Source organism: Streptomyces fuscichromogenes (assembly GCF_014645815.1).
In the GTDB taxonomy this organism is placed as follows: Bacteria; Actinomycetota; Actinomycetes; order Streptomycetales; family Streptomycetaceae; genus Streptomyces; species Streptomyces fuscichromogenes.
In genome coordinates this window covers 42,764-63,161 of record NZ_BMML01000007.1, presented here as the reverse complement: position 1 = coordinate 63,161, position 20,398 = coordinate 42,764, and the positions used below count along the sequence as shown (strand labels likewise).

20 protein-coding genes are annotated in these 20,398 nt (G+C 71.0%); 6 read left to right on the top strand and 14 right to left on the bottom strand.

Annotated elements, in window-relative coordinates; translation table 11 throughout:
* Positions 1–13 precede the first annotated feature (13 nt).
* The 5 genes from IEZ11_RS16705 to IEZ11_RS16685 all read right to left on the bottom strand — a co-directional run bounded on the left by IEZ11_RS16705 (position 14) and on the right by IEZ11_RS16685 (position 5,465).
* Positions 14–934, bottom strand: a complete 921-nt coding sequence (locus tag IEZ11_RS16705; RefSeq protein WP_189263554.1) for an ABC transporter permease — start codon at positions 932–934, stop codon at positions 14–16.
* Positions 927–1,913: an ABC transporter permease gene (locus IEZ11_RS16700; protein WP_189263553.1), complete on the bottom strand. Its 987-nt coding sequence runs from the start codon at positions 1,911–1,913 to the stop codon at positions 927–929. Before IEZ11_RS16700 ends, IEZ11_RS16705 begins: the two co-directional genes overlap by 8 nt.
* Before the next feature lie 82 nt (positions 1,914–1,995).
* Complete coding sequence (locus IEZ11_RS16695; RefSeq protein WP_189263552.1) at positions 1,996–3,813, bottom strand: ABC transporter family substrate-binding protein; 1,818 nt, start codon at positions 3,811–3,813, stop codon at positions 1,996–1,998.
* 257 nt (positions 3,814–4,070) lie between these two features.
* Positions 4,071–5,111 (bottom strand): NUDIX hydrolase, encoded by a 1,041-nt coding sequence (locus IEZ11_RS16690; protein WP_189263551.1) that lies wholly within the window; start codon positions 5,109–5,111, stop codon positions 4,071–4,073.
* A gap of 162 nt (positions 5,112–5,273) precedes the next feature.
* Complete coding sequence (locus tag IEZ11_RS16685; protein ID WP_189263550.1) at positions 5,274–5,465, bottom strand: hypothetical protein; 192 nt, start codon at positions 5,463–5,465, stop codon at positions 5,274–5,276.
* A gap of 172 nt (positions 5,466–5,637) precedes the next feature.
* Here IEZ11_RS16685 and IEZ11_RS16680 point away from each other — a divergent pair, with 172 nt between their 5' ends.
* Complete coding sequence (locus tag IEZ11_RS16680) at positions 5,638–6,012, top strand: hypothetical protein (RefSeq protein WP_189263549.1); 375 nt, start codon at positions 5,638–5,640, stop codon at positions 6,010–6,012.
* A gap of 414 nt (positions 6,013–6,426) precedes the next feature.
* On the opposite strand, the gene IEZ11_RS16675 is transcribed toward IEZ11_RS16680, so the two are convergent.
* Positions 6,427–7,380, bottom strand: a complete 954-nt coding sequence (locus tag IEZ11_RS16675) for an ROK family protein (protein WP_189263548.1) — start codon at positions 7,378–7,380, stop codon at positions 6,427–6,429.
* A gap of 213 nt (positions 7,381–7,593) precedes the next feature.
* On the opposite strand from IEZ11_RS16675, the gene IEZ11_RS16670 reads away from it, so the two are divergent.
* Both IEZ11_RS16670 and IEZ11_RS16665 read left to right on the top strand, forming a co-directional pair.
* On the top strand, positions 7,594–8,679 hold the full coding sequence (locus IEZ11_RS16670) for a LacI family DNA-binding transcriptional regulator (RefSeq protein ID WP_189263909.1): 1,086 nt from the start codon (positions 7,594–7,596) through the stop codon (positions 8,677–8,679).
* A gap of 330 nt (positions 8,680–9,009) precedes the next feature.
* On the top strand, positions 9,010–9,807 hold the full coding sequence (locus IEZ11_RS16665; protein ID WP_189263908.1) for a hypothetical protein: 798 nt from the start codon (positions 9,010–9,012) through the stop codon (positions 9,805–9,807).
* Here IEZ11_RS16665 and IEZ11_RS16660 read toward each other — a convergent pair.
* Positions 9,753–11,744 carry a serine/threonine-protein kinase gene (locus tag IEZ11_RS16660; RefSeq protein WP_189263547.1) on the bottom strand — a complete coding sequence of 664 codons (1,992 nt, stop codon included), beginning with the start codon at positions 11,742–11,744 and terminating at the stop codon, positions 9,753–9,755. The two genes, IEZ11_RS16665 and IEZ11_RS16660, sit on opposite strands and share 55 nt — an antisense overlap.
* A 103-nt stretch (positions 11,745–11,847) precedes the next feature.
* Positions 11,848–13,152, bottom strand: a complete 1,305-nt coding sequence (locus IEZ11_RS16655) for a DUF6986 family protein (RefSeq protein WP_189263546.1) — start codon at positions 13,150–13,152, stop codon at positions 11,848–11,850.
* A 195-nt stretch (positions 13,153–13,347) separates the two neighbouring features.
* Here IEZ11_RS16655 and IEZ11_RS16650 point away from each other — a divergent pair, with 195 nt between their 5' ends.
* Complete coding sequence (locus IEZ11_RS16650) at positions 13,348–14,292, top strand: endonuclease/exonuclease/phosphatase family protein (protein WP_189263545.1); 945 nt, start codon at positions 13,348–13,350, stop codon at positions 14,290–14,292.
* 75 nt (positions 14,293–14,367) lie between these two features.
* Here IEZ11_RS16650 and IEZ11_RS16645 read toward each other — a convergent pair whose 3' ends face one another.
* The 4 genes from IEZ11_RS16645 to IEZ11_RS16630 form a co-directional block, all read right to left on the bottom strand.
* Positions 14,368–15,330 (bottom strand): electron transfer flavoprotein subunit alpha/FixB family protein, encoded by a 963-nt coding sequence (locus tag IEZ11_RS16645; protein WP_189263544.1) that lies wholly within the window; start codon positions 15,328–15,330, stop codon positions 14,368–14,370.
* Between the two features lie 82 nt (positions 15,331–15,412).
* Entirely contained in the window at positions 15,413–16,201 is a 789-nt protein-coding gene (locus IEZ11_RS16640) for an electron transfer flavoprotein subunit beta/FixA family protein (RefSeq protein WP_189263543.1), read from the bottom strand.
* Between the two features lie 241 nt (positions 16,202–16,442).
* Positions 16,443–16,952 (bottom strand): flavin reductase family protein, encoded by a 510-nt coding sequence (locus IEZ11_RS16635; RefSeq protein WP_189263542.1) that lies wholly within the window; start codon positions 16,950–16,952, stop codon positions 16,443–16,445.
* Between the two features lie 208 nt (positions 16,953–17,160).
* Entirely contained in the window at positions 17,161–17,574 is a 414-nt protein-coding gene (locus tag IEZ11_RS16630; RefSeq protein ID WP_189263907.1) for a TlpA family protein disulfide reductase, read from the bottom strand.
* A 105-nt stretch (positions 17,575–17,679) separates the two neighbouring features.
* On the opposite strand from IEZ11_RS16630, the gene IEZ11_RS16625 reads away from it, so the two are divergent.
* On the top strand, positions 17,680–18,096 hold the full coding sequence (locus IEZ11_RS16625) for a DUF4395 domain-containing protein (RefSeq protein ID WP_189263541.1): 417 nt from the start codon (positions 17,680–17,682) through the stop codon (positions 18,094–18,096).
* A gap of 188 nt (positions 18,097–18,284) precedes the next feature.
* Positions 18,285–19,013 (top strand): lysophospholipid acyltransferase family protein, encoded by a 729-nt coding sequence (locus IEZ11_RS16620; protein ID WP_189263540.1) that lies wholly within the window; start codon positions 18,285–18,287, stop codon positions 19,011–19,013.
* A 16-nt stretch (positions 19,014–19,029) separates the two neighbouring features.
* Here the strand turns inward: IEZ11_RS16620 and IEZ11_RS16615 are convergent, their stop codons facing one another.
* Together IEZ11_RS16615 and IEZ11_RS16610 are read right to left on the bottom strand one after the other, a co-directional pair.
* On the bottom strand, positions 19,030–19,731 hold the full coding sequence (locus tag IEZ11_RS16615) for a B3/B4 domain-containing protein (protein ID WP_189263539.1): 702 nt from the start codon (positions 19,729–19,731) through the stop codon (positions 19,030–19,032).
* Between the two features lie 10 nt (positions 19,732–19,741).
* On the bottom strand, positions 19,742–20,332 hold the full coding sequence (locus IEZ11_RS16610; RefSeq protein ID WP_189263538.1) for a transglutaminase domain-containing protein: 591 nt from the start codon (positions 20,330–20,332) through the stop codon (positions 19,742–19,744).
* Positions 20,333–20,398 lie beyond the last annotated feature (66 nt).

Sequence of the window (20,398 nt, the reverse complement as noted above, 5' to 3'; positions counted from 1 at the left end):
GTGTCGTTGGCCGTCACTGTCGCACCCTTTGCTGCCGGGGGTCGAAGGCGTCGCGCAGCCCGTCGCCGATGAAGTTGATGGTGAGGGCGATGGCGATGATGAAGGCGCCGGGGATGTAGAAGAGCCAGGGGCGGGTGTCGACCGCGGTCTGTGCCTGCGCGACCAGCAGCCCGAGGGAGGTGTCGGGCGGCTGGACGCCGAACCCGAGGAAGGACAGGGCGGTCTCGGTGAGGATGCCGGTGGCGACCAGGACCGTGGCGTTCACGATGATCGGGCCGAGCGCGTTGGGCAGCAGGTGCCGGAAGATGATCCGGGAGTCGGAGGCGCCGAGCGCCCGGGCGGCCTCCACGAACTCCTTCTCGCGCAGGGAGAGTACGGACGAGCGCACCACCCGGGACACGTAGGCCCAGGTGAGTCCCGCGATCACCACGGCGATCCAGTACCAGGAGCCGCCGCTGCGCGAGGAGATGACCAGCGCGATCGCGAACAGTGGGAGGGTCAGCACGAGATCGGCGATGCGCATCATCAGCGCGTCGACGAACCCCCGGTAGAAGCCGGCGACGGCCCCCCACACAGCGCCCACCAGGGTCGAGCCGAGCGCGATCAGGATGGCGATCTTCAGCGAGGTCTGGGTGCCGCGCATCACCTGCGCGTAGGCGTCGTACCCCGAGGAGTCGGTGCCGAACGGGTGTTTCCAGGAGGGGGGTTGGGAGTTGTCCGGCGTGTACTTGGCGTACGAGTAGTGCCAGAAGTGCGGGCCGGCGAAGGCCCACAGCACGATCAGCACGAAGACGACCAGGCTGATCATCGCGGCCCGGTGGCGCAGGAAACGGCGCAGGACGAGCTGGGTCTGGCTGCGCTGCACGACGGTGAACTCGCCGTCGGCGCGCGGTGTCTGCGTGCCGGTGGGCCCGAGTGCCCCGATGTCAGTCATAGCGGATCCTCGGGTCGAGTACGGCGTAGAGCAGGTCGGCGAAGAGGTTGAAGACGATGACGACGACGGCGGAGAGCAGCAGCCAGGCCATGGTCCGGTAGACGTCGAGGGTGGTGGCGGCCTGCACGAGCATCTCGCCCATGCCGTGCCACTGGAAGATCGTCTCGGTGATGACCGCGCCGCCGAGGATGATCGCGATGTCGAGGGCGGTGACGGTGGCGAGCGGGATCAGGGCGGTGCGCAGGGCGTGCCGGGTGAGCACCCGGCCGCGGCGCAGCCCTTTGGCGCGGGCGAGCCGCACGTAGTCGCTGTCCAGGACTTCGAGCATGGAGGCGCGGGTGTAGCGGGTCCAGGAGGCGAAGGAGACCAGGGCGAGGGTGATGGTGGGCAGGATGAGGTGTCCGACGCGATCGGTGAACTCGTTCCAGGTGGTGTCGACCTCGAGGTACGGGGACTTCTCGCCGATGGTGCCGAGGAACTGGCTGCCGGTCTCCTGGTTGAACCAGATCCCGGCCTGCTTGAGCAGTACCGCGAACCAGAACACGGGCATGGCGAGGAACAGGAAGCCGAGGAAGGTGATGGTGTAGTCGGCGGCGCTGTACTGGCGGATCGCGCTGAACACGCCGAAGACGATCGACATCACGAGGGCGAGCAGCATGGCGGCGGCGACCAGGGTGACGGTGACCCGGAAGCGGGTGAACAGGTCGTGGCCGATGTCCAGGTTGGGCTGGACGGACGGGCCCCAGTCGCCGTGCAGGACGCCGGTGATCCAGTTCCAGTAGCGCTCCACGGCGGGCTGGTCGGCGTGGATGTGCCGGGCGAAGGCGGTCACTGCGGCCTTGCTCGGCGGGGGTTGCCGGGAGGTGGCGAAGTTGGCCACCGGGTCGCCGGAGTTGACGACGACCAGGAAGACGATGAACGTCGAGACGATCAGGACGGGTATGGAGACGAGGATGCGGCGCACGGTGTAGGCGAGCATGGGGTCTTCTCTCGCGGAGGCGGATGCCCGGCCCCGGGATCACCGGGGCCGGGCACAGAGGTTCCGACGGGCTCCGGCGGGGCTACTTCTTGAGACCCCACTCACCGACGTTGTACGGCGGTCCGACATTGGTGGAGTTGTTGCGCATGTTGACGAACCGGGTCTGCACCGCGAGGAAGGTGGGTTTCTGGTAGAGCGGCAGTACGTAGGCGTCGTTCACCATGATCTGGTCGGCCTGGTTGAGCAGGGCGGCGGCCTTGGTCTGGTCCGTCTCGCCGATGGCCGTGCTGATCAGGGAGTCGACCTGCTTGTTGCTGTAGCCGCCGTAGTTGCCGCCGGCCCCGGTCGTCCACAGCTGCTGGGCGCCGCTGATCGCGAAGGGCGAGGCGACCCAGGCGAAGACGATGATGTCGTACTGGTGACCGGCCAGGACCGTGCCCAGGTCGGCGGCGCCGATGGGCTTGATCGTGACCTTGATCCCGAGGTTGGCGAGGTCGCTCTGCAGGATCTGGCACTCGCTCTGCCGGATCTGGTTGCCGGTGGTGTAACGGCAGTTGAAGGGTCCGACGGTCTTGCCGTCGGGGGACTTCAGTGCGGTACCGACCCCGGTGAACTTGGCGTCGGTGAGGTACTTCTTGGCCTTGGTGAGGTCGCCCGAGCCCTGGCCGCTGGCGCTGACGACGTCCTTGTAACCGGCGGTCCCCGGGACGAAGTTGTGGTTGTAGAGCTGCTTCACGCCGGGATCGAACTGGGCGACCGTCTTGGCCATGATGTCCTTGACGCTGATGGCCGTGAACATCGCCTGTCGCAGGGCCAGGTACTTGCCGATCACCGGGTTGTGCAGGTTGAGGTCGAAGTGCTCCCAGGTCAGCCCGCTGCCGATGGTGTAGGTGACGTTGGGGATGGCCTTGACCTGGTTGACGAGGTCGACCTCGGGCTGCGGGTAGATGCCCTGGACCTCGTTGTTGCGCAGGGCGATCGGCTCCTGGGTGGCGTCCGAGATGACCTTGAAGATCAGCCGTTGCAGGGTGGCCTTCTTGCCCGTCCACTTCGGGTCGGGCTCATAGGTGGCGTGGTCGTTGTCCACCCACTCGGTCATCTTGTACGGGCCCGCGGTCGCGTACTTGGTGGGCGGGTTCTTCTGGAAGTACTGCCAGCCCTGGGTCATCTGAGCGGCCGTCATATGGGCCGCGTCGCCCGCTGTCGCGCCGGAGACCTTCTCGGCGACATGCGCCGGATAGAACGGATAACCGGCGCCGAACAGGGACTTCCAGTCCGCGTACGGCTTGGCCATCACCACGGTGACGGTCTTGCCGTTGTCGGAGCCGGTGACCGACTTGATCCGGTCGTAGCCGGCGGTGCTCTCCGGCAGACAGCCCTTGGTCTGGGTGGAGTCGCTGGCGGGCGGCGGCGGACAGTCCTTGCCGTCGTTGGTACGCCAGTAGTAGACGAAGTCGTCGGCGGTGATCGCGGTGCCGTCGTTCCAGGACGCCTTGGGGTTGATCTTGTAGACGATGGTCTGCGGGCTGGCGCTCGTCTGGGTCGCCGAGGTCACCAGGTCGGTGTTGAGCTTGACGCTGAAGTCCGGCTGCGGGACGTAGACCTGGGGCAGCACCGGGCTCAGCGCCTCGGCGTTCTCGAAGGTGTTGCCGTTGGTGTCCTGCACGTTCCACTGCTGGATGTTCTTCTCGATGACGTAGGTGAACGTGCCGCCGGCCTTGGTGGTGCCGGAGTTGCAGGTGTCGGCCTTGCCCTCGGTGGCGCAGGACGTCAGACCGGCCGAGGTGCCCTTGGTGCCACCGCTCCCGCCGCCGCCCCCGCTGCTACAGGCGGCGAGCGTCAGCACTAGCCCGGCGGTCAGTGCGAGTCCCCTTGTGAGGGCCGAAGAATGCGCGCGCATGTCCCTCCTTCAGCCGGCGGTTGTCCGGCCTGTGCACGGCGGCCAGCGGCCGCGAGGAAGTTGAGCTGCGCACCGACGGTAGAACGTTTGTGTACCTCCTTCACGTTCCTGTTCATACCGGGACGGCGACAATTCACCCTCGATTTGCCCCAGGAACCTTCCGCACCGGGCAAAGTCCCCTACACACGCCCGTGAAATGCCAAAGTCCCAGCCAACATCACCAAGACTGCGGCGACTTGACGCTTCGTCAGCAAATGTCAACCGACCGGGACACCGGCCTCCAGATAGAGCGCGGCACCGCGCTCGCGGGCGCGCAGTGCCCAGCGCAGCCGTTCGTAGCGCACCGGCGGCAGCAGTTCGGCGGCCTCCTGCTCGGTGACGAACCGCCAGCCGCGCAGCTCCGGCCCCGGCAGCACCACCCGCCCGGCCTCGGCGGAGTCGAGCCGGCCGCCCTCGAAGAGCAGACGCAGACCGCCGTAGCGGGGCGCCGCGGGCTGTTCCCAGTCGACGACGAGCAGCCTCGGCAGTTCCTCCAGCCGTATCCCGGTCTCCTCCTCGACCTCCCGCACCCCCGCCCGGGCGGGGGCCTCACCGGGCTCGACGACACCGCCCGGGAACTCCCAGCCGGCCTTGTAGGTGGGGTCCACGAGGAGGACGCGGTCCTGTTCGTCGAAGAGGAGGACGCCCGCGGCCACGGTCTCGGCGGTGGGTTCGGGGGTCTGCACTATGTCGCACACCGCCGCTTCGCCACTGCCGACCGCCCCCGCGATCCGCACCGCCGCCTCATAGGGACTGAGCGTGCTGGTGTCGACGAGATGGGCGTCGGCGCTGATCCAGGAGGCGAGGGCGGTGCGGTAGGACTCGATCCGGTCGTAGCACCACTGCCGGATCCGGATCTCGCCGTCGGGCAGGTCGGGCGGGATCTCCCGGTCGGCTATTCGCTCGCGCAGGATCGTTTCGGCCGGGGTGAGGCACAGGTGCCGGACGGCGATCCGGCGGGCCGCGAGGCCACCGAAGATCTCGTCCCGGTACTCCTGGCGCAGCAGCGTCATCGGAACCACCAGGGTTCCGCCCAGCTCGGCGAGCATCGCTGCCGCCGTGTCGATCACCAGCCGTCGCCAGATCGGCAGATCCTGGAAGTCGCCGGCCTCGGCGAGGTGCTTGGCCGGCAGCAGGTGCGTCAGTGCCCCGCCGATGAACTCGGGGTCGAAGAGCGTGCTGTTCGGGATCAGTTCGATCAGTTCACGTGCGGTGGTGGTCTTACCCGCACCGAACGCGCCGTTGACCCAGACGATCACGGACTCCCCCTCTTCTGTTGGCCCCCTGTGGCTTGCCCGCTCCACACTGCCACGGAAACCAGCACCCGGTGAGGGCGCACAAACGGAGTGCCGGCGTCCCCCGCCCGGGACACCGGCACCGCCGCCCGCTCCTGCCCCCGCTCCCGCTCCCGCTTCGCCGGGTTACTCCTGGCCCAGGAAGTGCTGGTCGGTCTGGAAACTGTCCCGGCTGACGATGTGGTCGACGTGCTCCAGGGTGTCCGAGACGTTCAGGTCGCCGAGCGGGACCTGGTCGGCCGCGTGGGACGGGGTGATGGCGGCCACGACGAATCCGGTGGCCAGGCTGGCGATGGCGAGCATGCTGCGCTTCTTCATGCCCGTCTCAACTGCGCGGACGGCCGGGGGTCACGGGCGTACCCGCGAGGGGAGCAACGCGGCGCGTCGGAGCGGAAACCAGGTGGCCGGACGATCACCACGCCGATACCGTCGGACACCCGAGCCGCCCCCGCAGGCCTCGCCCCCGCCCCCGCCCAGGAAGCCGTACGCCATGACGACGCCCCGTCCCACCACGACCCTCTGGCGACCCACCGGCCCGGCGGAGCTCGCGCTGGTCCGGGAGTCGCAGTGGCGCGTCTGGCCGCCCCGGCTGCCCGAACAGCCCGTCTTCTACCCGGTGCTGAACGAGGACTACGCGATCCGGATCGCCCGGGACTGGAACGTCAAGCACGACGGCGCGGGCTTCGTGACCCGTTTCGAGGTCGACGCGGGGTTCCTCCGCCGCTATCCGGTCCGGCAGGCGGGCGGCAGCACGATCCTGGAGCTGTGGGTGCCGGCCGAGGAACTCGACGAGTTCAACGCACACATCGTCGGGACGATCGAGGTGGTCCACGAGTTCCGTCCGGCCGACCTGAACATCGGATGACCTGAATCGTTCCGGTCCGGACCCAGCAGGCCCCGGGTGAAGCACGGAACCACCATCACCGCACTCTGTCCAACACACTCCGACGGGTTCTAACGTAACCGCACAGAGCGATGACGCGTGCACGCCGTCAGCACACCGCTCGCGGGTCGGAGGAACGTGACGATGCGCCACCCTCACGGCGACGGCGGTGACGGCGTCACCTCCGACCACGGGGACTGGGCGGACGCGCGGATCACCTGCTGAGGTCCCGCGCGTCCGTCCCCGGCCCCGGTCGGCCGGTCCTGAACCCCGGCCGACCGGGTCCGACCGAAGCCGACCCGAGCCGACCTGAGCCGACCTGAGCCGACCTGAGCCGACCCGAGCCGACCCGAGCCGACCGGGCCTGAACGTTCCTGCGTAGCCCTGCGGCTGCCGTCAGACCCCCGCCGCCTCCGCGTCCGGCCGGGCGGCCAGTGCGGCCGCGGCAGCCCCCACCAGGCCCGCGTCCGTACCCATCTGGGCCGGCACGATCGTCAGGCGCTGGACGAAGGAGAGGGTGGCGTAGTCGGTGAGGGCCTTGCGCAGGGGCGTGAAGAGGATGTCCCCCGCCTTGCCGACGCCCCCGCCGATCACCGCGATGTCGATCTCGACCAGGGTCGCGGTGGCCGCGATCCCGGCCGCGAGCGCCTGCGCGGCCCGCTCGAAGGAGGCCACCGCGACCGGGTCGCCGGCCCGGGCCGCGGCCGCCACCGCCGCCGCCGAGGTGTCGCCGTCGGGACCCGGCCGCCAGCCGCCCTCCAGCGCGCGCCGGGCGATGTTGGGGCCGCTGGCGATGCGCTCGACACAGCCGCGCGACCCGCAGGGACAGGGGTCCCCGTCGAGGTCGACGCTGATGTGACCGATGTGGCCCGCGTTGCCGGTGGGGCCGGGGTGCAGCTTGCCGCCGAGCACCAGGCCGCCGCCGACGCCCGTCGACACCACCATGCACAGCGCGTTGTCGTGGCCGCGGGCAGCGCCCTGCCAGTGTTCGGCGGCCGTGATGGCGACGCCGTCGCCGATCAGCTCGACGGGCAGCCCGCCGGCGGCCGCCCGCACCCGCTCGACGAGCGGATAGTCCCGCCAGCCGGGCACGTTGACCGGGCTCACGGTGCCGGCGGAGGCGTCCACCGGGCCCGCGCTGCCGATCCCGAGCGAGCCGGCCCGGCCCCACAGGGGTGAACCGGCGAGTTCGCCGATCACCTCCTCGACGGCCCCCATGACCGTCTCGCCGTCCTGCTGGGCGGGTGTCGCGCGCTGGGCGCGCGCCTGGATCCGTCCGTGACCGTCCACCAGCGCGCCGGCGATCTTGGTGCCGCCGATGTCGAGGGCAGCCACGAGGTCGGTGTGCATCAGAGTCAATTCTCCCCGTCAACCATGAGTAGCCGAGTGACACAACAGGCCGGTCAAGCGGTGGGGGCGCAGGCCGGAGATTGCGGTGGACAGTCTCCCTCGCATCTGACAACGTTGTCCAGGCTCTATGCTCGACGCCACATCCTCATACAAACCCACGAGCCTGTGTATCCCTGATACAAACCCATGAGCCCAGACACAACCCGTGAGCCCATGCATCCCGTGGACGACAGGACAGGACGTCGCATCGTGCCCGAAACCTCCCGCCGTGCAGACCGTCTCCCCGGCTCCCGTTACGGGACCCGGCCGACGATGAAGGACGTGGCGGCGCGGGCCGGTGTGGGCCTCAAGACGGTGTCCCGGGTGGTCAACGGCGAGCCCGGGGTGACCCCGGACACCGAGCGCCGGGTCCAGGAGGCGATCGACGCGCTGGGCTTTCGCCGCAACGACAGCGCGCGGGTGCTGCGCAAGGGCCGTACCGCGAGCATCGGCCTGGTCCTGGAGGACCTCGCCGACCCGTTCTACGGCCCGCTGAGCCGCGCGGTGGAGGAAGTGGCTCGGGCGCACGGGGCGTTGCTCATCAACGGCTCCAGCGCGGAGGACCCGGACCGGGAGCAGGAGCTGGCGCTGGCGCTGTGCGCGCGGCGGGTGGACGGCCTGCTGGTGATCCCGGCCGGGGACGACCACCGCTATCTGGAGCCGGAGATCAGGGCGGGCGTGGCGACGGTGTTCGTGGACCGCCCGGCCGGGAAGATCGACGCCGACGTCGTGCTGTCCGACAGCTATGGCGGTGCCCGGGACGGGGTCACCCACCTGATCGCGCACGGCCACCGCCGGATCGGGTTCATCGGCGACATGCCCCGGATCCACACGGCGGCCGAGCGGTTGCGCGGCTACCGGGCGGCGATGGAGGACTCCGGGATAGCCGTCGAGGAGGCGTGGACCTCGCTCGGGGTGACGGACCCGGAGCGGGTGCGCCGGGCCGCCGAGGAGATGCTGTCCGGGGCGGACCCGGTCACCGCGATCTTCGCGGGCAACAACCGTGTCACCGTCACCGTGATCCGTGTCCTCGCCGAGCGGAGCCGCCCGGTCGCGCTGGTCGGCTTCGACGACATCGAGCTCGCCGAGCTGCTGCACCCCGGTCTCACCGTCGTCGCCCAGGACTCGGCCCTGCTCGGCCGGACCGCCGCCGAACGGCTCTTCCGCCAGCTGGACGGCACCCTCCTGGCACCGGAGCGGATCGAACTGCCGACCCGCCTGATCACCCGCGGCTCGGGCGAACTGCCCCCGGCGGACTGAGCCGCGCATGGCGGACCCGACACACACGGAACCGACCCGCCCGGCGAGCGGCGGGACGAGCGAGGAGTCGTGCCGCTCGGCGGACGGCCGTGGCAGCACGGCGTCGAGCCGCCTGGCGCCCGTGGGTTCGCCTGCGGGACCGAGCCGGTCGACGCCCGGGCGGACCCGCACGGAACCCACCCGTACGACGCCCGGCCGAGCGCAGGCGGAACCGAACCTCCTGGCACCCGGCCGACCCCTCACGGAATCGAGTCGGTCGAGACCCGGAGGGACGGGTCCGGAGCCGAGTCCCGTGGCCGTCGGGTGGGGTCTCGTCGGGGCGGGGTGCGGGTGATCGGCCGTACGCTCGGCGAGTTGGGGCTCGGGGAGGCGCCGCGTGATCATCCGCTGGACTATCCCGGCGTCTGGCCGGCCGACTCCGGGCTGCTCGACGGTGACCGGCTGCTGCCGCTGGAGCGGCTGGTGCACGACGACGGCCGGGTACCGGTGCTCGCGGTCGGGTCCAACGCCTCTCCCGCCCAACTCCAGCACAAGATGGCCGAGTTCGACGTCAGCGGGCCGATCCCCATGGTGCGCGCCCGGGTGACCGGCCTCGACGTGGGCGTCTCCGCGCATGTCAGCCGCCTCGGCTATGTCTCGGCGTCCCCGGTCGCATCCCCTTCGTCGGTAAGGGAGTTGTTCGTCCTCTGGCTGGACGGACGGCAGCTGGAAGTGATCGACGCGAGCGAGGGCGTACCGCTGCCGAACGGCAACTTCGGCCGGGCCTGGCTGCCCGCCCCGGACGTACGTGTCACGCTCGCCGACGGCACCGCCCTCCCCGGCGTGCACGCGTACGTCAACCGGCACGGCGTACTGCACGACGGCACCGGCGCTCCACGCCGCCATCCCGGCGAACGCGCCCTGCTCACCGAACTCCTGGCTGAGTCTGCCGAGTTGAGAGAGCTGTTCGGTGTCACGCCCGAGCAGTTCTGCGCGCGGGCGCGGGCCGAGTCCGCGCTGTGCCGACGGGGCACCAGGCTGTTCGCCGAGCGGAAGTGGGCGGTCGCGTCGGGGCTGGAGCAGTACGTCCGTGCTCAGCAGACGGGCAGTCCCGGGAGCGGCTCGTCGTCGGTGCCGCCCTTGATGTAGACGTCGCTGACGTACACCCCGGTGTTGCCCTTGTCGTCGTCGGTCTCGGCCCACCAGACGTTGGTCCGCTGACCGTGGGTCTCCCGGCGGCCCAGGTCGACCTGGCAGTAGAACGAGTGGGCGCCCTGGCGGACCTTGCCGACCTTGACCCCGTCGGCGGTGTAGGACTTGGCGCCACCGTTGCGCACCAGGCAGGTGTACGTGCCGTCGCCCGCGGACTCGCAGACCGGGGCGGGGGTGGCGGAGGCGTCGGCCGAGGCGGTCGCGGGGGCGGTGGCACCGGCGGTACCGGATCCGCCGGAGGAGCCGGAGGAGCCGGAACCGGCGGTCGGCGCCGCGGACGCCGTGGCGGAGGCGTGGTCCGCCGGGTCCGCCGGATCGCCCCCCGCGGCGTGCGTGGTGCCGGCGGCCGGTACGGCGCCCGTCTCGTCGCCCTGTCCCACGGGACCCGCGTCGGTCGAGCGCCTGGCCCCGGTGGCGCGGACGCTCTCCGAAGCGCCGGCCATGGTCGGGGCGGGCGGCGCCGCGTCCGTCTTGGCCGTCTGTCCCCTGTCGTTCCGCAGGGCGACGGTCAGCCCGGTCGCCGTGAGGACGACCGCGACGGCCACCACGACGAGCATCCGGACCCGGCGGCGGTTGCGGGCCGGCCGGCCGGGGTCCATCGGTCCCTCCGGAGCGCCGGGCCGGGGCGCGAGGGCTAATCTTCGGGCGGCCACCAGACCGGGCCCCGGGGTTCCGGCGCCCTGGGCGAGGCCGGCGGCGGGCACCGGAGCAAGCTGTCCGACGGGGTCCGGAGCAGCGTTCTCGGCGGACCCCGGAGCGGCCTTCTCGGCAGGCTCCGGAGCAGGTCCCCCGACACCCTCTTGCGGGCGCTCGCGGTCGGCCCCCGGGCCGGCCGCGTGGGCCGACCCGCCGCCCGAAACCTCGTCCGACCGATCGACCGGCCTCGCGTCCGTCCCCGCGTCCGGCTCCCCGACGGACCCGGGGACCGCTCCGCGTGCCGGAGGCACCACCGGCCCGCCGCCTCCGGTCCCCGGTCGCACCGGCTCACGCAGGACCGTCGTCGGAGTGTCCGCGACCGCCTCCCGCGCCACGGTCCGCAGCAGTCCGCAGGCCTCCTCGGCGTCCGGGCGGGCGTCGGGCACCTTGTCCATCAGTCGCCGCAGGACGGGGGCGAGCGGACCGGCCCGGTGCGGCTCCGGGAGGGGTTCGTCGATGATCGCGGCGAGCGTCGAGAAGGTGGACGTACGGCGGAAGGGCGCGGCGCCCTCCACGGCCGCGTACAGGGTGGCACCGAGGGCCCAGATGTCGGACGCCGGGCCGGGGGCCGCGCCCTTGGCCCGCTCGGGGGCCAAGTAGTCCAGGGAGCCGACGAGTTCACCGCTGCCGGTCAGGCGGGTGGCGGAGCCGTCGCCGGGATCCGCCATGGTGGCGATGCCGAAGTCGGTCAGGACGACGCGCCCCGTGCGGTCGAGGAGGATGTTGCCGGGCTTGACGTCGCGGTGCAGGACGCCGACCCGGTGGGCCGCGGCCAGGGCGTCCATGACCTCGGCGCCGATGCGGGCGGCCTCCTGCGCCCCGAGCGTGCCGCGCTCGCGCAGCAGGTCGTCCAGGGAGGGGCCGTCGACCAGTTCCATGACGATCAGCGGCCGGCCGTCGACCTCGGCGATGTCGTGCACGACGACCACCCCGGGGTGCCGTACCCGGGCGGCGGCCCGTGCCTCGCGCTGCATCCGCAGCCGCAGGTCCGCCAGTTCGGGTCCGGCGCTGTCGGTGTAGGCACGGAGTTCCTTGACGGCGACCTCACGGCCGAGGACCTCGTCGACGGCGCGCCACACCACGCCCATACCACCGCGCCCGAGCCGGTCCACGATCCGGTAACGCCCTGCCAGCAGGCGACCGGTCCCGTCAGCCTGTCCGTACGAACCCGACACCACAGCCCCGTTCCTGAGACATGTCCCTGAATGGCGCACCAGAGTACGTGGCGATGACAGGGTCGGTTCAAGTCTGCGGGAAAAGCCGTGACTTGACCGGTACGCGCTACTTGCCGGAGGCCGTCGGGCCGCCGCGCCGAGGCATCGCGAAGCCCTCCAGGCCGGCCCGGGTCAGACCGGTCAGCCGGGTGACCTCGGCGCTGTCGAGGGCGCCGCAGTCCAGGCCGCGCAGCAGGTAACCGCTGAGGGCCTTGGCGGTGGCGGGTTCGTCCATGACGTCACCGCCGACGCGGTCGGCGTACCGGGCGAGCCGTGCGGCCGCCCGCTCCAGGCCTTCGCGGTAGAAGGCGAACACGGCCGCGTAGCGGGTCGGGAGGTGGCCGGGGTGCATGTCCCAGCCCTGGTAGTAGGCGCGGGCCAGGGCCCGCCGGGTGAGGCCGTAGTGCAGCCGCCAGGCGTCGTGCACCTGGGCCGTCGGGCCGACCGGAAGGACGTTGGTGGAGCCGTCCGACACCCGTACACCCGTGCCGGCGGCGGCGACCTGCATGACCGCCTTGGCGTGGTCGGCGGCCGGGTGGTCGCTGGCCTGGTAGGCGGCGGAGACCCCGAGGCAGGCGCTGTAGTCGAAGGTGCCGTAGTGCAGTCCGGTGGCGCGGCCCTCGGCGGCCTGGATCATCCGGGCGACGGTGGCGGTGCCGTCGGTGGCGAGGACGGCCTGGCTGGTCTCGATCTGGATCTCGAACCCGATCCGGCCGGGCTCCAGTCCGCGCGCCTTCTCGAAGGCCTCCAGGAGCCGGACCATCGCGGTGACCTGTTCGGGGTAGGTCACCTTGGGAAGGGTCAGCGTCAGTCCGCCGGGCAGTCCGCCCGCCTCGGTCAGCCCGGTGAGGAAGATGTCGAGGGTGCGGATGCCCCGGTCGCGGACCGCGGCCTCCATGCACTTCATCCGGATGCCCATGTACGGCGCCGCCGTTCCCGCGGCGTACGCCTCCGCGATCAGCCGGGCGGCGCGGGCTGCCGTCTCGTCCTCCTCCGCGTCGGGGCGGGGGCCGTAGCCGTCCTCGAAGTCGACGCGCAGGTCTTCGACCGGCTCGCGCTCCAGCTTGGCGCGGACCCGGGAGTGGACGGGCTCCGCGAGGTCGTCCGGCAGCCCGAGGACGGCGGCGAAGGCGGCGGCGTCGGGGGCGTGTTCGTCGAGTGCGGCGAGGGCCTGGTCGCCCCAGGAGCGAATGGTGCCGGCCGTGAAGGCGTCGCCGGGCACGTACACGGTGTGGACGGGCTGGCGGGTTCCGGGATCACCCGGGTAGCGGCGCTCCAGTTCGGCGTCGACGGGTGCGAGGGAGGCACTGATCTCCTCACCGACGGCGCCCGCGAGGCTCGTCGACACCTTCTCCTGCCGGCCCTGGCCCATCCCGCACCCTCCTGTTTTCCACCGTACGGAATCAACAATCCGTTGAATGAAGGTATCCGGGCGGCTTCGGGGCGGTCAACACCATGTCCACGAGGCGACACGCCCCCATCTGGGCATGTTCACGCTCATCACGCACCTGGGTATCACACTGCTCAACGCCCACCTCTCCGGCTTGTGCCCCCTGAAGGAGCCGCCGTGCCCAACCAGCGCCGAGTCACCCGCCGGCTCGGACTGCAGGCCTTGCTGGCCGCAGCGGTCACCGTGCCCCTCTCCAGTGCCGCGATCACCCCGTCCTCCGCCTCCTCCGCCGCGTCGCGGGTCCGCCGGGTCACCGCCCGCGCGGCACCGTCCAAGCCGGCGCCCCGCCTCGACGTCATGACCTTCAACCTGCGCTACGCCAGCACCGCCGAACCCAACAGCTGGGCCGACCGCCGGCCGGTGATGCGCGAACTGCTGCTCCGCGCGCGCCCCCACGTCATGGGCACCCAGGAGGGTCTCTACCAGCAACTGCTCGACATCGAGACCGGCCTCGGACCGCACTACGACTGGGTCGGCACCGGCCGTGAGGGCGGCAGCCGGGACGAGTCGACCGCCATCTACTACGACACCCGGCGTCTGGCCCCCGTGGAGCACTACACCTTCTGGCTCTCGGACACCCCGGAGGTCATCCGTTCCAACACCTGGAACGCCGCCTTCCCCCGGATCGTCACCTGGGTGCGCTTCCGTGATCTCGCCGACGGCGGGCGGGAGTTCTACGTCGCCAACACCCATTTCGACCAGAAGAGCCAGTACGCCCGCGAGCGCAGCGCCACCCTGCTGGTGAAGCGGATCGCGGAGTTCGACCGGAGACTGCCCGTCGTGGTGACCGGCGACTTCAACGCCTACGCCCACAAGAACCGCGCCTACGACACCCTGGTGGACTCGGGGCTCGTCGACACCTGGGACGCGGCGGAGCGGCGCGGCCCGCAGTACGCGACCTTCCACGGGTACCACCGCCTCAAGCCGGACGGCGACCGTATCGACTGGATCCTGACCTCTCCGGGCGTGACCACGCACCAGGCGACGATGGACACCTTCTCGATGCACGGCCAGTTCCCGAGCGACCACCTGCCCGTACAGGTCTCGCTGAGCCTGCGCTGAGCCGAGCCCGCGACGACACGACGAGGCCCCCGTGACCGGCACCGGTCACGGGGGCCTCGGGCAGCCCGGCGGCGGTCAGCCCTTGCGGGCCTTGACCTCGTCGGTCAGCTGCGGGACGACGTCGAAGAGGTCGCCGACCACACCGAAGTCGACCAGTTCGAAGATCGGGGCCTCGGCGTCCTTGTTGACCGCCACGATGGTCTTGGAGGTCTGCATGCCCGCGCGGTGCTGGATCGCGCCGGAGATACCGTTGGCGATGTACAGCTGCGGCGAGACGGACTTGCCGGTCTGGCCGACCTGGTTGGTGTGCGGGTACCAGCCCGCGTCCACCGCGGCACGCGAGGCACCCACGGCCGCGCCGAGGGAGTCGGCGAGGGCCTCGATGACCGCGAAGTTCTCGGCACCGTTGACACCACGGCCGCCGGAGACCACGATCGCGGCCTCGGTCAGCTCCGGACGCCCGGTCGACTCACGCGCGGTACGGCCGGTCACCTTGGTGCCGGTCGCGGCCGCCGAGAACGTCACCGCGAGGGCCTCGACCGTACCGGCGGCCGGAGCGGCCTCCACCGCGGCCGAGTTCGGCTTGACCGTGATGACCGGGGTGCCCTTGGAGACCCGGGTCCTGGTGGTGAAGGACGCGGCGAACACCGACTGGGTGGCCACCGGGCCCTCCTCGCCGGCCTCCAGGTCGACGGCGTCGGTGATGATGCCCGAGCCGATGCGCAGCGCCAGCCGGGCGGCGATCTCCTTGCCCTCCGCGGAGGACGGCACCAGCACGGCGGCCGGGGACACCGCGGCGACGGCGGCCTGCAGCGCGTCCACCTTCGGGACGACCAGGTAGTCGGCGTACTCGGACGCGTCGTGCGTCAGCACCTTCACCGCGCCGTGCTCGGCCAGCGCGGCGGCGGTGTCGGCGGCACCGTTGCCCAGCGCGACGGCGACGGGCTCGCCGATACGACGGGCCAGCGTCAGCAGCTCCAGGGTGGGCTTGCGGACGGCACCGTCCACGTGATCGACGTAGACGAGGACTTCAGCCATGGGAATGCTCTCCTGCGAAACGAAGTTGAGGGGCGGTCAGCGACTGCGGGGCTCAGATGAACTTCTGGCCCGCGAGGCTGCATCACACGAATTTGCGCTCCGCGAGGAAGGCGGCGAGCTGCTTGCCGCCCTCGCCCTCGTCCTTGACGATCGTGCCCGCGGTACGGGCCGGACGCGCGGTGGCGGTCTCGACCGCGCTCCAGGCACCCTCCAGGCCGACCTCCTCCGCCTCGATGTCGAGGTCGGACAGGTCCCAGGACTGCACCGGCTTCTTCTTGGCGGCCATGATGCCCTTGAACGACGGGTAACGCGCCTCGCCCGACTGGTCGGTCACCGAGACCACGGCCGGCAGCGAGGCCTCCAGCTGCTCGCTGGCGGCGTCGCCGTCGCGGCGGCCCCTGACCGTGCCGTCCTCGACCGACACCTCGGAGAGCAGGGTGACCTGCGGGACACCGAGGCGCTCGGCCAGCAGCGCGGGCACGATACCGGCGGTGCCGTCGGTGGAGGCCATGCCGGAGACCACCAGGTCGAAACCGGCCTTCTCGATCGCCTTCGCCAGCACCAGCGAGGTACCGATCGCGTCGGTGCCGTGCAGGTCGTCGTCCTCGACGTGGATCGCCTTGTCCGCACCCATCGACAGCGCCTTGCGCAGCGCGTCCTTCGCGTCCTCGGGACCCACCGTCAGAACAGTGACCTCGACGTCGTCGTCCGAATTCTCCGAGATCTGCAGCGCCTGCTCGACCGCGTACTCGTCCAGCTCGGAGAGCAGACCGTCCACGTCGTCACGGTCGACGGTCAGGTCATCGGCGAAGTGCCGGTCGCCAGTGGCGTCGGGCACGTACTTCACAGTGACAACGATCCTCAGGCTCACGCCGGCTCTCCTACTGCATCGTCTTTTCTGGGCTGCCTCTTGCAGGCAGCATAGGCGCCTCAAGCGGCTCATCCCGGTCGGGGCGGCCGCGCGCTCCGAACGAAATATTACTCACCAGTACAGCCAGTTCATGCCCGCTAAGCAAGCGCTTTGAACTGTGACCTTCGCAACGCAGCGTAACCGGAACTCGACACGTTCGCAGAACTAGGGGTGTGTGATTCCTGGAACTGAACGTCTGTGATCAGTCCCGCAGACCGTTGAAGCCGCCCTGGTGGTAGAGGAGCGGCCGCCCGGCGCGGGAGGGATCGCCGGCGAGCACCTCGGCCAGCACGATGCGGTGGTCGCCGGCCGGCACCCGCGCGACGATCCGGCACACCAGCCACACCAGTACGTCGTCGAGGACCGGGACACCCTCATGACCGTCGCGCCAGTCGGTGGGCGCCCCGAACCGGTCGGCGCCGCTGCGCGCGAAGGTGGCCGCCAGCTCCGCCTGGTGCTCCCCGAGGATATGGACGCCGATGTGCTCGGCGGTGGATATCGCGGGCCAGCTGGAGGCACTCGTACCGACGCCGAAGGAGAGCATGGGGGGCTCGGCGGAGACGGAGGTGAGGGAGGTGGCGGTGAAGCCGACCGGGCCGTCGGCGCCGCGCGCGGTGATCACCGCCACACCGGCCGCGTGCCGCCGGAAGGCGGAGCGGAGCAGGTCGGGAGAGGCGAGCTGAGGAGTGCCGAGGTCGGGCGTGGCCGTCATGGAGTTGTCCTTCTGCGAGGGGCGGCGTTCGGGTCCGTGGCTGCTCAACAGCCTGGACAGCGCGCGCTCGCGGTGCGGGCCAGGTCCACGTGCACCCGCCCGTAGAGAAGGAGTTCCTCAGGCATACGGTCAGGCTGACGATAGGTGGCGTGCCCAGTCAAGTACGTTTCGGCATATGGGAGGTGCCTCACCGTCATCGGCACGGCCGTCAGACCGCCTCTCCCAACGCCGCGATGACGTCCGCCCTGCGGGGCTGCCCGGTGGCCCGGCGCACGACCCGGCCGTCCGCGTCCAGCACCAGCACGGTGGGCGTCTTCAGGATCTCCAGCTCGCGCACGAGGTCCAGGCGGGCCTCGGCGTCGATCTCGACATGGGTGACACCGGGGACCATCCCGGCGACCTCGCCCAGCACCCGCCGGGTGGCCCGGCAGGGGGCGCAGAAGGCGCTGGAGAACTGCACCAGCGTGGCCCGTTCGCCCAGTTCGCCGCCGAGTTCGGCCGCCCCGAGCCGCTTGCCGTCGTCCCGCCCGCGCACCCGCACCCTCCCGCTCCGCCGCCTGTGCAGCACTCCGTAGACGCTCGCCGCCGCGAGCACCGCCACGCACACCACCAGTCCGGTCATCACCGGACAAGGATCCACGAGACCGCCCAACACCCGGAAAAGCGTTCACGAGACTGCAAAGATTCCCGGCTCCCCTACCGGCCCGCGGGGCGGAATCCTTGGTTCATGGACATCGACGCACGTGGGCCGCGGTTCGCGGCGGCCGTGACGACGGCCGTACTGGCCGCCGCACTCATCACCAGGAGCCCCTGGATCCTCGCCTGGCAGACCCTGGTGTTCGCGCTCGGCGCGGCCGGGGGCGTGACCCGGTCACCGTACGGCTGGGCGTTCCGGACCGCCGTACGGCCGCGGCTCGGCCCGCCGGCGGAGTTCGAGCCGCCGGAGCCGCCGCGGTTCGCCCAGGCGGTGGGACTGGTCTTCGCGGGGCTCGGTCTGGTCGGATTCACGCTGGGTCCCGCGTGGTTGGGCCTCGCGGCGACCGGGTCGGCGCTCGCCGCGGCCTTCCTCAATGCGGCATTCGGGTACTGCCTGGGGTGCGAGATGTTCCTGCTCATGCGGCGGTTGACGGTGCGCGCGGAGTAAAGACGAGTTAAAAGCGCGAGGTGGATCAAGGGGCCAACGTGACGAGAATCTCGCCGCTCCGGGGCGCCAGGACTGGCTCCCCGTCCGTTCTTCGGGCACGATCTGCGAGACGCCGTAAACCTACGGCTGCGTAACTTTCCCGCCGGGAGCCCCTTTCCCAGGCAGAGCAGAAAGGGTCCACCCCGCCCATGGCAGAGTTGGTCTACCGTCCCGTCGTCGGTCTCGCCAAGACACTGTTCAAGGCCTGGGACCTCAAGATCGACTGCCAGGGTTCGGAGAACATCCCGCGCACGGGCGGCGCCGTGCTGGTGAGCAATCACATCAGCTACCTGGACTTCATCTTCGACGGCCTGGCGGCGCTCCCCCAGAAGCGCCTGGTGCGGTTCATGGCGAAGGAGTCGGTCTTCCGGCACCGGATCTCGGGTCCGCTGATGCGCGGGATGAAGCACATCCCGGTGGACCGCAACCAGGGCGAGGCGGCGTACCAGCACGCGCTGGACTCCTTGAAGTCCGGTGAGATCGTGGGGGTCTTCCCCGAGGCCACGATCTCCCAGTCCTTCACGCTGAAGAGCTTCAAGTCGGGTGCCGCGCGCCTGGCCCAGGAGGCCGGCGTCCCGCTCGTCCCGATGGCGCTGTGGGGCACCCAGCGCATCTGGACCAAGGGCCACCCGCGCAACTTCAAGCGCAACCACCTGCCCATCACCATCCGGGTCGGCGAGCCGGTCGAGGCGCCCCGCGACCAGTACGCGGGCGCCATCACCCGCCGGCTGCGCGAGCGCGTCCAGGAACTGCTCGACGCCGCCCAGCGCGCCTACCCGGCCCGCCCGAAGGACGCGACCGACACCTGGTGGCTTCCGGCGCACCTCGGCGGCACGGCCCCCACGGTGGACCAGCTGAAGGCCGCCGAGGCGATCTGAGCCTCGGCCCCGGGCCTCAGCCCGCCGACTCGGGCGCGCGCACCTCGATGCGGGCGCCCGGGCTGAACTTCTCCAGCAGTTCCGCGAGTTCGGTACCCGCCGACGCCACCTCCGGCACCGGCATCGGGGCGAGGCTCTCCAGCAGGAAGACGGCCGAGGCCGTCCGTTCGGTGAGGCGGGTACGGGGGCCCTGGCGCCAGTTCCAGCGGCGGCAGGTGACTCCGGCGTCGTCGCACCACACGATCTCGCCGGGGTCGGGGTGCTCGACGCTCTCCTCGCCCCCGGCCACGGTCACGAAGTCCTCCTCGCCCGTGGCGCGTACGAGGCGCATCCCGCCCTGGACGCGGTCGAGATCCTCACCCCCGACAGGGATCAGGTGGGCCACGCTGATCGCGTTGTAGAGGTCCACGAGCAGGTTGATGCGGGGCAGGCCGCCGTCCGCGAGAGCCCGTCTGGCCAGCGCCTCGGCCGAGTTGCGGGTGCGGGACGGCTTGGCGCCGAAGGCCGTGTAGGCCGCCCGCCAGGCGGCCATGTGCGGGTCCTCGTGCGGGGCGCGTCCGTCGAGGCGTCCGGCCAGCCGGCGGGCAGCGTCGTCGAGGAGCTCCGAACTCGCCTCGGTGCTGGGCCCGTTGACCAGGCCGTGGGCCTCGATCACGAGGTGCGTGAAACCGGGCGCGAGGGCGCGCACCTGGTCGGACACGGTGAGCGTGAGAGTCATCTGCCTTGCCTCAGAGTGCGGTGGGGAGCGTCGTCCAGAGGTGCGCGCGGTCGGGCGCCGCTCTGAGCGCGCCGAGCACCACCGGGTGAGGTTCAGCGTACAGGACCGGATAGTCCATCTCATTGGACCGAGGATCGGGGACCCAGGCCAGCCGTTCACCGTCGAGGGAGAACCGGGCGTCCACGCCCGGTTTGTTGCCGCGCGGGTCCTGCCGGTGCCAGGCGCCGCGGAAGCGGACGGCGACCAGTCCGTGCACGGCATGTCCGCCGCCGTCGTGCGCAAGGCGCTGGTAGCACAGGGCCGTGGGGATGTCCTCGGCCCGCAGCAGGGCGGCCAGGGCATGGGCTTTTGCGTGGCAGATGCCGGTGCGGGACTCCAGGACGTCCGAGGCGCGCCAGGTGACCCGGGGATCGTCGGCGTCGGCGGAGTGCGGGATGGCGTCCCGCACGAATTCGTACGCGGCGCGCGCATAACCATACGAGTCGTCGACTCCCGCCCACAGTCGGGCGGCCGTCTCCCGGAGCACGGGATGATGATGATCGATGACCTCGTCAGCGGCCAGGTAGGCGGACAGGTCGGCGGTCTTCTGGATCAGCTGCATGTCCGCAGAGCATAGGAATGCGATCACCCGAGAGTCAATGACTTTTCAGGTGAACGCATATCTATG